This is a genomic window from Chelatococcus sp. HY11 (genome assembly GCF_018398335.1).
Taxonomy (GTDB): Bacteria; Pseudomonadota; Alphaproteobacteria; order Rhizobiales; family Beijerinckiaceae; genus Chelatococcus.
The window spans coordinates 1,522,130-1,534,732 of sequence record NZ_JAHBRX010000001.1 but is presented as its reverse complement, the minus strand read 5'-3'; the positions used below and the strand labels follow the sequence as shown (position 1 = coordinate 1,534,732).

General features: G+C 63.0%; 12 protein-coding genes. 5 read left to right on the top strand and 7 right to left on the bottom strand.

Features of this window, described 5'->3' with window-relative positions; all coding sequences use genetic code 11:
* Window positions 1-4: 4 nt before the first annotated feature.
* Entirely contained in the window at window positions 5-1,138 is a 1,134-nt protein-coding gene (locus KIO74_RS07220) for a glycosyltransferase (protein WP_291979131.1), read from the bottom strand.
* Window positions 1,139-1,232: 94 nt separating this feature from the next.
* Window positions 1,233-1,796, bottom strand: a complete 564-nt coding sequence (locus KIO74_RS07215) for a polysaccharide biosynthesis/export family protein (RefSeq protein WP_213331365.1) — start codon at window positions 1,794-1,796, stop codon at window positions 1,233-1,235.
* 174 nt (window positions 1,797-1,970) lie between these two features.
* Between KIO74_RS07215 and KIO74_RS07210 the strand changes: the two genes are divergently transcribed.
* Together KIO74_RS07210 and KIO74_RS07205 are read left to right on the top strand one after the other, a co-directional pair.
* Window positions 1,971-4,124, top strand: coding sequence for a GumC family protein (locus KIO74_RS07210; RefSeq protein WP_213331364.1), 2,154 nt, complete (start codon window positions 1,971-1,973; stop codon window positions 4,122-4,124).
* Window positions 4,125-4,404: 280 nt separating this feature from the next.
* Window positions 4,405-4,869 carry a cupin domain-containing protein gene (locus KIO74_RS07205; protein ID WP_213331363.1) on the top strand — a complete coding sequence of 155 codons (465 nt, stop codon included), beginning with the start codon at window positions 4,405-4,407 and terminating at the stop codon, window positions 4,867-4,869.
* A 27-nt stretch (window positions 4,870-4,896) separates the two neighbouring features.
* Here the strand turns inward: KIO74_RS07205 and KIO74_RS07200 are convergent, their stop codons facing one another.
* Window positions 4,897-6,114 carry a GNAT family N-acetyltransferase gene (locus KIO74_RS07200; RefSeq protein WP_213331362.1) on the bottom strand — a complete coding sequence of 406 codons (1,218 nt, stop codon included), beginning with the start codon at window positions 6,112-6,114 and terminating at the stop codon, window positions 4,897-4,899.
* Window positions 6,115-6,339: 225 nt separating this feature from the next.
* Here KIO74_RS07200 and KIO74_RS07195 point away from each other — a divergent pair, with 225 nt between their 5' ends.
* On the top strand, window positions 6,340-7,395 hold the full coding sequence (locus KIO74_RS07195) for a polysaccharide deacetylase family protein (protein WP_213331361.1): 1,056 nt from the start codon (window positions 6,340-6,342) through the stop codon (window positions 7,393-7,395).
* An 8-nt stretch (window positions 7,396-7,403) separates the two neighbouring features.
* Here the strand turns inward: KIO74_RS07195 and KIO74_RS07190 are convergent, their stop codons facing one another.
* Window positions 7,404-7,619 (bottom strand): DUF2842 domain-containing protein, encoded by a 216-nt coding sequence (locus KIO74_RS07190; RefSeq protein WP_213331360.1) that lies wholly within the window; start codon window positions 7,617-7,619, stop codon window positions 7,404-7,406.
* A gap of 161 nt (window positions 7,620-7,780) precedes the next feature.
* Between KIO74_RS07190 and KIO74_RS07185 the strand changes: the two genes are divergently transcribed.
* On the top strand, window positions 7,781-8,860 hold the full coding sequence (locus KIO74_RS07185; protein ID WP_502762104.1) for a COX15/CtaA family protein: 1,080 nt from the start codon (window positions 7,781-7,783) through the stop codon (window positions 8,858-8,860).
* Between the two features lie 249 nt (window positions 8,861-9,109).
* On the opposite strand, the gene KIO74_RS07180 is transcribed toward KIO74_RS07185, so the two are convergent.
* From KIO74_RS07180 to KIO74_RS07170, 3 genes are all read right to left on the bottom strand, one after another.
* The gene (locus tag KIO74_RS07180; RefSeq protein ID WP_213331358.1) at window positions 9,110-10,405 is read right to left on the bottom strand and encodes an O-acetylhomoserine aminocarboxypropyltransferase/cysteine synthase family protein; all 1,296 of its coding nucleotides are present in this window, start codon (window positions 10,403-10,405) and stop codon (window positions 9,110-9,112) included.
* Window positions 10,406-10,416: 11 nt separating this feature from the next.
* Entirely contained in the window at window positions 10,417-11,706 is a 1,290-nt protein-coding gene (locus KIO74_RS07175) for an O-acetylhomoserine aminocarboxypropyltransferase (protein ID WP_213331357.1), read from the bottom strand.
* Window positions 11,707-11,870: 164 nt separating this feature from the next.
* Window positions 11,871-12,311 (bottom strand): CoA-binding protein, encoded by a 441-nt coding sequence (locus tag KIO74_RS07170; RefSeq protein WP_213331356.1) that lies wholly within the window; start codon window positions 12,309-12,311, stop codon window positions 11,871-11,873.
* A 142-nt stretch (window positions 12,312-12,453) separates the two neighbouring features.
* On the opposite strand from KIO74_RS07170, the gene KIO74_RS07165 reads away from it, so the two are divergent.
* On the top strand, window positions 12,454-12,600 hold the full coding sequence (locus KIO74_RS07165; RefSeq protein WP_213331355.1) for a hypothetical protein: 147 nt from the start codon (window positions 12,454-12,456) through the stop codon (window positions 12,598-12,600).
* The last annotated feature ends 3 nt before the right edge of the window (window positions 12,601-12,603 follow it).

Sequence of the window (12,603 nt, the reverse complement as noted above, 5' to 3'; positions counted from 1 at the left end):
AGCTTTAACGCCGCATTTCAGCCCGATGTCGGACGCCGGCATCATAGCCCAACAGAATACCATCGACCATGTGGGCGATCAAAAAATGGGCATGGACGTAGTCGCGCAGGGCCAGCGCATCCGCGGCCGCGCGAGCGGGATCATTGAGGGTTTGCGCAATCGCATCAGCCAGGGCGGGTGCGTCGCCGGGCGGAATGAGCCGTGCCGCCGCCGGACCAAAGATTTCGGGTATGCCGCCCACGCGGGTCGCGATGAGCGGCTGCCCAGCGGCGGCTGACTCAAGGATCACGTAGGGGAGGGACTCCGCGCGTGATGGAACAACCATCGCGCGGGCGTCGGCCAGCACATGACGGATCGGCGATGGCGGCCGCATCGTGACCGTCGAGCCGAGGTCCAGCTTGGCGATCTGTGCATGAAAGGCCGTTTCGTCCGGCCCTGCGCCCACGATCAGGAGCCGGGGGACGGAATGGCCTCGGTCTCTCAGGAGGGCGATCGCATCCAGCAAGACGTCGACGCCCTTCAGGATCCGGAGCTCCCCGATGAACAGAAGATCGAAGGCCGGCGAGGGATGCGCGAGGAGTGAGAATTCGTCTTCGGACAGGCCGTTGTGAACGACCTTCTCCAATTGTCCGGACGGGCCAAGGTAGCGGTGAAACTGCTCCCGGACGAAGCTGCTTTCAAAGATAAAGAGATCGGTCCGGCGCGCCAGGTAGCGCTCCACCGCCATATATATGTGATGAGCCGGGTGGCCCGGGCCATAATGAAAGCTACCCCCATGGGGCGTATAGACGAGGGCTGGGCCGCGGGGCCCGCGGCTGGCCGCCAGCCGTGCGAACAGACCGCCCTTGGCGCCATGGCCATGAATGACATCGGGACGAAGCTGTCGGGCATGGGCGCCGACCTTGCGAATTGTCACGAAGTCACCAAGCCCGGGCAGGTGGCTCATGGGGACGCGCTTGACGCTGAGCGACAAGGTGGCCTCAAGCCCGGCAAGCGCCGCATCGGCGCGCGCGCCGCCCGTTGTCGCGTCGCAGATGATGCCGACATCATGGCCGCGCGCGCTTTGACCGCGCGCCAGGTCCATCACATGGCGAAAGAGGCCGCCGACCGGCGTGCGGAAGACATGCAGAATGCGCACGGCAGTTCCCCCACCATCCGTTGGCGATAGACATTGTTGCCCCTCCGGATGAAGGGATCAAGGCTCGAACTTGAGCTGGGTCGCCCGACTGCTTTTAGAACCAGCGTTCCTTCAGCATTATCGTATCGCCGGGCTGGACGGGATAAGTTAGCGGGACGGTGCCGATGACGACCTTGCCTCCCTGCTGGCGGGTGATCTGGGCTTCGTTCTGGTCTGCCCGCGGCGAGAAGCCGCCCGCGATGGCGACGGCGGTCTGCACGGTCATGCCACTGACGAAAGGATACTGGCCTGAACTTTGCACCTCACCCAGGATGAAGAATGGCCGGTAAGTATCGACCTCGACGGTGACGCGTGGCTCTCGCAAATAGCTGGCGCGCAGCTTCTGCTCGATGAGCTTGGCGAGGTCCTGGGTTGTCCGCCCGGTCGCTGGGATCGTGCCGACAAGCGGCATCGTGATGCGGCCTTGCGCATCCACCGTGTAAATATTCGAAAGATTGTCCTGGGAGAATACGATAACGCGAAGTCTGTCGCCCGGCCCGAGCGTGTAGGGCTGAGAGGGCAGCGCGCGAAAAACCTCGACGGCGGGTTGACGTTGCGCGCAAGCTGCGCAGGCGAGGCCAATAAAGAGGGCATAAACAAGCGAATGTGTGCGCGCCATGATCTTGCTGCTGTTAATGCTGCACTGCACGGTAGCCTCGCATGGTTAATAAAGAATTAGTGGGCGGGCCTCGTATGGGCCCTGTCGGTGACCGGCACGCGATGGGTGCGGTCTTAACCCTACGGCAACCAAGAAGTGATTTTCTTTTGGCGCAAAACATGCGTGGGTGAACCTATGTCGAAGTTCTTTGGCGCCGGTGCAGCAGACAGGGGCGCTGTTTCGCGGCCGGTGGACGATCTTGATGTGGGGCAGATCTGGCGCGCCGTCGTGGCGCGTCGGCTGTGGATCATCATACCCACCCTGTTGGCATGCGTTGGCGCGGTGGTTGCCGTCAATCTGATGGCTCCGCGCTATACGGCGGAAACCCGGATCTTCCTGCAGAACGGGGACAACTTCTACACCCGCCCTGGCGGCGCGCCTGAGTTACAGGGGCAGATTGATGGCGAGGCCGTGCAGAGCCAAGTCCAGCTGATCATGTCGCGTGATCTGGCGCGTGACGCAATCCGCAAACTCGACCTGATCAACAATCCGCTGTTCAACAATCCCGAAGCGCCGGCCGGCTTGGTCCGCCGCCTTATGAACGCCGTCGGCGTCAAGAGCGAGGCGCCGGCGGGTAACCCGGAGGAGCGGGCTCTCGATAAATTCGCCGAGCGGCTGCAGGTTTTCCAGGTGGGGAAATCGCGCGTGCTCGCCATCGAGTTCACCTCGGAGGATTCCGACCTCGCGGCACGCGTCGCCAATACGGTTGCTGAGCTCTATATTGCCTTGCAGCAGACGGTTAAACAGGAAGCTGCCCGCTCAGCGTCCGAGTGGCTCGCCAGCAATATCGAGCCGCTACGCAAGCGCGTAGCCGAGGCTGAGGCGCGCGTGGAGGATTTTCGCGCCAAGACGGGCCTCCTTCTTGGAAGTGGAACCACCACTCTGCCAACACAGCAGCTTGCGGATCTTTCTGCCCAACTCGCGGCGTCGCGTACCGCGCAGTCAGACGCGCAGGCGAAGGCGAAGATGATCCGCAGCATGCTGGGTTCGGGCAACCTTCTCGAGATTCCTGAAGTCGCCAACAATGATCTCGTGCGCCGCTTGACGGAGCAGCGCATTGCGCTACGGACTCAACTCGCGCTGGAATCGCGCAACCTTCTCCCCGAGCATCCGCGCATCAAGGAACTGAACGCCCAGCTTACCGATCTCGACAGCCAGATCCGCTTGGCTGCGGAACGGGCCGTACGGGCGTTCGAGAGCGATGCGCGCCTTGCGGGATCGCGGGTGGAGAGTCTGGTCGCGGCGATCAATGCGCAGAAACAGGTCGCGGTGGATGCCAATGAAAACGAGGTGAGGCTTCGGGCGCTGGAACTTGATGCGCGCAGTGAGCGCGAACAGCTGGAGAGCTTTCTCGCCAAATATCGGGAGGCCCAGGTGCGCGATAGCCGAGACGCCGCGCCAGCCGATGCGCGTATCGTTTCGCGTGCGGTCGCGCCGAGCGCGCCGACCTTCCCCAAGAAGGTCCCGATCATTCTCATCGCCACGCTCGCGACATTCGCCCTGACATCCGTTGGCGTGCTGTCGCTCGAGCTGATTTCAGGCAGGGCGACGGTCGCGCGAGAGGAGGAGAGCTACGGTCCGGTGCCACAGCCCATGACCCAGGCGACGCAGGAGCCTTTCCTGACCTTGCCGGCGCCTATCGACGCGGAGTTCCGTGACGTCGTCGCCCCAGCGGCCATCTCTCCCGAGGCTCCGCCCGACAATGCCGACGGCAGCTTCGATGTCATTTTGTCGAAGCTGGCTTTGCCAGAGCATAAGGAAAGAGGGCGCCGGCTGTTCGTCGCGGAAGCCAATGTCTCTGTCGGCAATACCGACATGGCAAGGGCCTTGGCACGCCACCTGTCGCGCAACGCACGGACCGTGCTTGTCAATCTCGTCGCCGACAAGGACGCGGGTTTCGAGGAGCCTGGCTTGACCGATCTCGTCACCGAGCGCGCGGGGTTTTCCGAGGTGCTCGCCCGGGAGGCGGGTTCGCGCTTACATGTGGTCGCCCACGGCACGCAACCTTCCGAGGTGCTGGTTCGCGATCCGGATGCTGTTGCCCTGTCTCTCTCAGCGCTCGATCAGACCTACGAGTGGGTGGTATGCGGCCTGTCGCCCGGACTGGACCCGGCGATCCTGGGTGCCTTCGCTAGCCGCACTGACGGTTCCATTCTGGTATCCCGCGAGGGTGAGGACGAGGAGGCGACCTTGAGCGCTTATCAGAACCTGCAGGATCTCGGGGCCCAGAACATTGTCGTCGCGGTGACGCCGGCCGAGAACGACGGCCCCATGCATCGCGCAGCTTGAGCGTGGCTGCGCCCCTGGCGGCGGATCCCATCTTTTTGCTTAGAAACATCGGAGCGAGAAAAGCTAAAGGGCTTTCGATCAAATCCGCTGCTCCATCAAAGAGATGGAGCGGTTTTCAGACGCGGCCCGTATGTTGCAGAGCCCTTCCTCGACTGGAAGAGGCCGCCGTCGGGCACCGATTTCGTCGTGCCATCAGCGAGTTTTATCTGGCATTTAGCGCGAATTTGCGACAGAACTCCCCCGTATACTGTTGAAATCAATCAATAACGGGTGGGGGGCGATGGCGCATTCGGGCAAGTTCGGCGCTTGCGTGTTTCGGGGTATTCCGGCCGCGCTCTTCGGATTCTTGGTTATTGGCCCGGCGCAAGCCTTCGATAACCACGGTGCCACCATACCGGGCGTTGTCGTGACACCGTTGCTGACGACAACAACGACCGCAAGCGGTCAGCCTATCACGCTGCCCAAGGGCAATGCGGAAGTCATCGTCTCCACCTTCGATATCGCGCCAGGTGCGACGCTGCCGGTGCACAAGCATCCATTTCCGCGCTATGCCTATGTGCTCGCCGGGGATCTGCGTGTCACTAACACGGACACCAACAAGAGTGATGACTACAAGGCAGGTGATTTCATTGTCGAGATGATCGGGCAGTGGCATCAGGGCACGAACATCGGCGCGGCACCCGTCAAGCTGTTGGTGATCGATCAGGTCGATAAGGGCGCCGCCAATACCGTTCTGCGTGATTGATGGCGGGAGCTCCGCCCGCAAGCCTGATCAGGTCAATCGCTGGCGTACCCGATCCAGAAGGGCCTTGGCCCATGGCGTCTGTTTCACCCATCGCTTGGCGGCGCGCATTCCGCCGTCAGCCAGCCCGTAGGCCTGACCCTTGAGGCTTACCGGCATGTATGTGTCCGTGAGTTCCTCGATCTTGTCGCAGACCACGAGCTTGTAGGGCGCTTCGCCCACCCCAAGATCGAAGGTGGCGAGGCCGCGCCGGCATTGGGTCTCGATGACATAGGTGAGCAGGAGATCGCCTGGGCTCGACTTGATGACATCGTCTTCCGTGCTGAACGAATTGAACATTCCACAGAAGCGCGTGCCGGCGCTGGTGCCGCCGAACGTGGCGATGATCCGGTCCCCGACAGTGAGAGCGTAGAGTTCGATGGCCGGCTCCCGGTTGCCCATCTGCTCGCTTCCGCGTTTCAGGAAGGCAATCGCTGCGGGGTCGGCAAAAGGATTGTTGATGTGCTTTTGTTGAAAGCGCAGGCCTTTCTGGTCGAGGAAGGCATCGAGAACCCGCGTCGATTCCAGTGGATCAATAACCCGCCGATAGTCCAGAACACCGATCTCCGAAAGTCGCCGCTCCTTCTTGCGCATCTTCTTGCGTGTCTCCCCGCCGTGCAGCACATGCGCGGTTTTATCAGGGGGAAAGTCGAGGTCCCGCTTGAAGCCGGGGCTCGGGCTGCGATGTCCGCCAAGGCTGGCGAAGGGATTTGGGATGCCCTGCCAGTCGGCGGGCTGGTTGGAGAAGGCAAAGACGTCAATCGTGCCGGCCGTTCGCGCGATCTCATGCAGGATGTTGACGCACGCGGCTTTGTCGAGCAGCGGGATGGCGGTCGGATCGAACAGCGGCATATGGAAGTTTGCCTGCTTGCCGCCCGGCAACGTCGCGACGATGGTCGCCTTGTCGCGGCGAAGCGCCAGGGGAAGCAGCAGGACAAGGTCGCCAGCGGTGTCTTCCACGGTCGCCACGATAAGCGTTTCCCCGTTTGCCCGACCCAGCGTATCGGCGTAAGCCATCACCCAGTCGAACATCTGATAAGGGGTTCCGGCCGCGCGGGTGCCGAAATCACGCCAGAGGTCGGCGATCGCCGCGACGTCGCGATGTATCCTGACGGCGCCAAGCACCCGGGACGCGGCCGGCGCGAGGCGGACATCCCGGCGAAGTGCGGTGTTTGTCATCGCGGCCCCTTCGCTCGGCATGCTGCTCATGCGATCCATCCTGTGCTGAAGGCTCTCACCTCGACCCCGCCCGCCGCGGTCAAACGATAGTGGCCCACCTGCGGAGGTAGCGAGGGAGGGCGGCGGCGTCAATCGATGGTTGTGAAAGCGGTTAGCGGAGGTGAAATCAGCCTTGGGCTGTCGATCCCGTTGTCTTGAAAAGATTGAATCAATCTTTCTCGCTCATGGTGCGGACGTGACAATGGGAAAGATGACATGAGCACCCGCTATTCCGTGTTGCGTATGGGCTTTGCCATGATCGCCGCCACGCAGGCGAACCGGTGGCTCGGCCCCTTCGCGCAGGGTCGGGGGCTGATCCTGATGCTGCACCATGTCCGGCCACGGGTGCCGCGCGACTTCGCTCCCAATGGCATTCTTGAGGTCACACCGGATTTCCTGGATCAGGCGCTTGGCATTCTTGCGCGCAGCCACGATTTCGTCGCCTTGGACGATATCCCCGGACGTCTGCGGGAGTCGGGCAAACGTCCATTCGTCGCGGTGACCTTTGACGATGGCTATCGCGACAACGCAGAATTCGCCTTGCCCGTGCTTCAGCGCCACCGCGCGCCCTGGACATTGTTCGTGACGCCGGGGTTCGCCGACCGTAGTGCGACGCTGTGGTGGCTCGAGCTTGAGGAAGCGATCCGTCGTCTCGACCGTCTGGAGATCGAGGTAAAGGGGGCCGAGCCGTTGTCCCTCAACCTGCCGGCGCGAAGCGCGGCGGAGAAAGCTGCGGCTTTCGATCAGCTCTACTGGCAGTTGCGGGGTGGCACAGAGGAACGCTTGCGTGCCGTCGTGGCGGATCTGGCGCAGCGCACGGGTGTCGATGGCGCTCAGATGGTCGATGACCTATGTCTCGATTGGGATGGCCTGCGGGCGCTGGCGGCCGAGGAGGGCGTATCGATCGGTGCCCATACGATGACGCATCCGATGCTGGCCAAGCACAGTCTGCAGATGGTGCGGGCCGAGATGCATCAAAGCCGCGCAACAATAGCGCGTGAACTCGGCATGGATGTGCGTCATTTCGCCTATCCGGTCGGTGATCCGGGCTCCGCCGGTCCGAGGGAATTCGAGGCGGCGGCGGAGGCCGGGTTCGAGATCGCGGTGACGACCCGGCCCGGTCATGTCTTCGCCGAGCACATCCAGCATTTGCGGGCGCTACCACGCGTCTCGCTCAATGGAGCCTTCCAGTCAGGCGCCGCCGTGCGGGCGCTTGCCTCGGGCGTGCCGTTCCTGCTCTGGAACCGGGGTCGCCACCTCAATGTCGGGTAGCGATCTGCTCAGCGCTCGGTGATATCGGGGCGCTCCATCCAACGGATGAGCGGGAGCAGCGGAAGGATCCAGGCGAGACCGACGATCACGTAGAAGGCCATCTGGATGCCCTTCGACGAGGCCTGCACGCGCCCCTGCGCCAGTGCCATCGCCACCAGCGCGTAGACGCAGACGAAGACCAGCATGAAGACTGTTCCGAGAAATTTGCGCGTGCGCCGGCGCATGACCATCCGTCCCTGCAAGAGGCTGTGAGCGAGGGTGCGGCGGCAGGAAGCGTTGTTCCCGCAGCCGGCGCGGACTATGTGTCGGTTGCACGCTGTCCGCAACCCCCGCCGAACCGCGCGGGAGGACTGTGATGCTGCATGATAGGACGGGTGAGGTATCCATGGCCAGCGTGGCAGAGATCAACGGCACGGTTCGCGGCACAGACGGTGCTGCCGGCGATGCGCGTTTGCGGGCCTTGCGCCTGTGGCTGTTCAGCGTCGCGGGCCTTGTCTTCGTCATGATCCTTGTCGGCGGCGCGACGCGCCTCACGGATTCGGGCCTCTCCATCACCGAATGGAAGCCGGTAACTGGCGCTCTGCTGCCCTTCAGCGAGGCCGCCTGGCTCGTCGAGTTCGAAAAATACAAGCAGATCCCGCAGTATCAGCTTCTCAACCACGGCATGAGCCTCGCCGAGTTCAAGCAGATTTATCTGTGGGAATGGGGGCACCGCTTTCTCGGCCGATTGATCGGCGCAGCCTATCTCCTGCCGTTGATCGTGTTCGCGGCGAAGGGCTGGGTCCGTGGCCGCTTTCTGGCCGTTCTGCTTGGCATCGGCGTGCTCGGCGGGCTGCAGGGCGCCATTGGCTGGATCATGGTCGCCTCCGGCCTCAAGCCCGGGATGACGGCAGTGGCGCCGGTGAAGCTGATGGCGCATCTCATGGCCGCCTCAGCCATCTTCGTGGCGCTGATATGGGTCGCGGTTGGCCTCAAGCCTCGCCCGGTCCAGGCGAGCGAACGGCGGCTCGCTTTTGGCGCAAGCCTCGTCCTGATCCTCGTTCTGGCGCAGATCGCCCTCGGCGCTCTTGTCGCGGGTCTAGACGCGGGGCTCGCGTTCAACACTTGGCCCCTGATGGACGGTGGCGTGACACCGCAGCTCGACACGCTGCTTCCCATCAGGCCGCTATGGCTGAACTTCATCGAATCCATCGCGGCAGTGCAGTTCAATCACCGCCTCGGCGCCTATGTGCTCTTGGCTGCCGCCCTATGGCACGTCCACCAGGCCCGTCGGATGGCGCCGGGTACGCCGGCGGCGCGCCGGGCCGTGGTCCTCGCCGGGTTGGTTGTTGTGCAGGCTATCATCGGCGTCGTGACCCTCCTGCTCGTGGTGCCGGTCTGGGCCGGCCTTCTGCATCAGGGCTTTGCGATGATGCTCCTCGGCCATGCCACGGCGCATCGCCGGTTTCTGGTTCGGCAGGCCTGAATCATTTTATGCGCAAGCTTCGCTAAGGCCTTGCGATGATTCGCAGATGAGCAAAGTGTTGTCGCAAGCGTCTCCTCTCCCGTGCCTGCGGCACGACCTCTCCCCGCCAGGGAGAGGTGAACCCTTCTCCAGGTAGCGTTCCCTCTCCCCGGCGGGGAGAAGGACAGGATGAGGGGGACGACAATCGCCATTCCCTCACCCGGCACTGCGTGCCGACCTCTCCCCGCCGGGGAGAGGTGAAACCGCGCCTCAGGCCGTTGTGGCAAGCGCCTGTTCGAGGTCGTTGATCAGGTCCTTCGGGTCTTCGAGGCCAATGGACATGCGGATGACCTCCGGACCGACGCCGGCCTTAGCCTGCAGTTCCGGCTTCATGCTCTTGTGTGTCGTCGTCGCCGGATGAATGGCAAGCGAACGGGTCTCGCCGATATTGGCGAGATGCGAGAAGAGCTTCACGTTCTTGAGGAAACGCCGTGCTCCTTGCTCTCCGTCCTTATGGGCGAAGGTGAAGACCGAGCCCGGCCCGAGCGGGCTGTAGCGGAGCGCGAGTTCGCGGTTGGGGTTGCCGGCGAGGCCGGGGTAGCTGACCGACGCAACCGCCGGATGAGCCGCGAGATAGCTCGCCACCTTATGAGCATTGGCGCAATGGCGCTTCATGCGCAGCGGCAGCGTCTCAATGCCGGTGAGGATCATGAATGCGTTGAAAGGCGAGAGGCCAGGCCCAAGGTCACGCAGGCCGTAGAGGCGGGAGGCCACCGCGAAGGGACTCGCCGGGAATTTCTCCGTCAGGATCATGTTGCCGTAATCCGGCCACGGCTCGGAGATCATCGGGAAGCGCTTGTCGCCCGTCCAGTTGAACCGGCCGCCGTCGACAATGGCGCCGCCAATGACCTGTCCATGGCCCCCGAGGAACTTGGAGGCCGAATGGAAGACGATGTCGGCGCCGTATTCGAAGGGGCGGATCAGGAAGGGCGTCGCCAGCGTGTTGTCGACGATGAGCGGCAGGTTGTGCTTCTGCGCTACTTTCGCAATCGCTTCGATATCAACCACTTCACCCGAAGGGTTGACGATCGACTCGATGATGATCGCCTTCGTCTTCGGCGTGATCGCGCGCTCGAAATTCTCAGCCCTGTCGGCGTCGACGAAGATCGGCTTCACGTCGTTGCGCTTGGCAAGGCGGCCCATCAGGCCGAGCGATCCGCCGAAGAGGATGCTGGCGGCCAGATATTCATCGCCGCTTTCAAGCAGCGTCATGAGAATGACGAGGAGCGCCGCCTGGCCGGAGCCGATGGCAACCGCGCCTGTGCCGCCCTCGAGAGAGGCGATACGACGCTCAAGCGGCGCTGTCGTCGGGTTGGAGCCGCGCGAATAGGAAAAGCCGGTCTGGCGCATCGCGAAGATGTCGGCGGCCATGTCCGGGCCGTCGAAGACGAAGCCGTTGGTCAGGAACATCGGCGTGGCGCGGGCGCCGGTGGCCGGATCGGGGGCGGTGCCCGCCTGGACGGCGCGGGTGGCGAAAGCGAGGGGCTTGTTGGCTTGTTCTGACATAGGAGGGCTCCTCAGGCGCTGGTGGCGGCGAGCGCCTGGTCGAGATCGGCGATCAGATCGTCCTTGTCCTCGATGCCGACGGACAGGCGCACCACATCCGGACCGGCGCCGGCGGCGACCTTCTGTTCATCGGTGAGCTGCTTGTGGGTGGTCGAGGCGGGATGGATGACTAGCGAGCGCGTGTCGCCGATATTGGCGAGATGCGAGAAGAGCTTCAGGCTCGAGACAAGCTTGACGCCTGCCTCGTAGCCGCCCTTCAGGCCGAAGGTGAAGACTGCGCCCGCGCCGCGCGGCAGATAGCGCTGCGCGAGAGAGTGGAAGGGGCTCGTCTCTAGGCCGGCGTAGCTCACCCACGCCACCGCTGGATGCTGCGACAGATGCTGGGCGACCGCGAGCGCGTTGTCGGAATGCTGCTGCATCCGGAGCGACAGCGTTTCGACACCATTGAGAATGAGGAAAGCATTGAAGGGCGAGAGCGCCGGGCCGAGATCGCGCAGGCCGAGCACGCGCGTCGCAATGGCGAAGGCAAAATTGCCGAAGGTCTCGCCAAGCACCATGCCGTTATATTCCGGGCGAGGCTCGGAGAGCAGCGGATAGCGCTTGTCACCAATCCAGTTGAAGCTGCCGCCATCGACGATCAGGCCGCCGATCGAGTTGCCGTGGCCGCCGATGAACTTCGTGGCCGAATGCACCACGATGTCGGCGCCGTGTTCAATGGGACGCCAGAGGTAGGGGGTCGCCAGCGTGTTATCGACGATGAGCGGGACATTGGCCTTCTTGGCGATCGCCGAAATCGCCGCGATATCGACGATGACGCCACCTGGGTTGGCGATCGATTCCACGAAGATCGCCTTGGTCTTTGGCGAAAGCGCCTTCTCGAAGCTTGACGGGTCCGTGCTGTCGGCCCAGACGACATTCCAGCCGAAGCTCTTGAAGGAATTGTTGAACTGATTGATCGAGCCGCCATAGAGCCGGTTGCCGGCGATGAATTCGTCACCGGGTTGCAGCAAGGCATGGAAGGTCAGGAATTGCGCGGCGTGGCCGGAGGCGAGGGCGAGCGCCGCGGTGCCGCCCTCGAGCGCCGCGACGCGCTCTTCGAGCACCGCGTTCGTCGGATTGCCAATGCGCGTGTAGATGTTGCCGAAGGCCTGCAGTCCGAACAGAGAGGCCGCGTGCTCAACGTCGTTGAAGACGAAGGACGTCGTCTGATAGATAGGTGTGGCGCGCGCACCGGTGGTCGGATCCGGATGGGCACCGGCGTGGATGGCCAGCGTGTCGAAACCGGGTTCTTTATCAGCCATTGCCAACTCTCCTCGGTGGTGCGGCCACGCTCACCTTTTATCTCATTTCCTGTTTAACGGCCGTAGTGTTCGATAAACCGAACGCGCGGACGGGTCAACGACCAAATCGCGGTGTCTCATCGGGGTTCGCGACTTGGGACCTCTGTGCTCAGCGGGATATGTGCTCAGTGGGCTGCGCCGCCCAGAAGGCGAGGGCGCTCAATGGCCGGGCAGCGGTTCATGATGACGGTGACACCCTTTGCCTCGGCCCGCGCGGCGGCGGCGTCATTGCGGACACCGAGCTGCATCCAGATGACCTTCGGCAGGGTTGGCAGCGCCAGTGCTTCGTCGACGACCGCGCCCGCCGCCTCCGAATTGCGGAAAACATCGACCATATCGATGGGAACAGGCACATCACCGAGGCTTGCATAGACCTCGCGGCCCAGAAGCAGCTGGCCTGCGAGCCCGGGATTGACGGGATAAAGCGCGTAGCCGGCATCGATGAGATAAGCCATGACGCCATGGCTCGGCCGTGCCGGGTTGTTGGATGCGCCGATCAGTGCGATCGTCCGCGTCTCATTCAGGATGCGACGGATCAGGTCGTCGCTGTAGTTATCGTGGGACATGGGAATTCCTGGGGTATCTACACTGCGCGATGCCGCGTGCGGCCTGAGGCTTGCAGGTCTCGCGCGCCCGCAATTCACGCTGCGTGCACGGTCCGCTCCGCGACAAAGCTGCCCAAGCGACGGTAGCCCAGGGATCGGAAGAGTGAAACGGTTGCTGATCGGTTTATCGGCGCTGGAGGCGAAAAATAACGCAAGCGGCATCAGAAAAATGAGGTATTATTTTACCATAAAATGTAAGCTTATGTTTTATATGCTGTTTTTTGCCATTGATGTGAATCGTGCCGCTTGACAG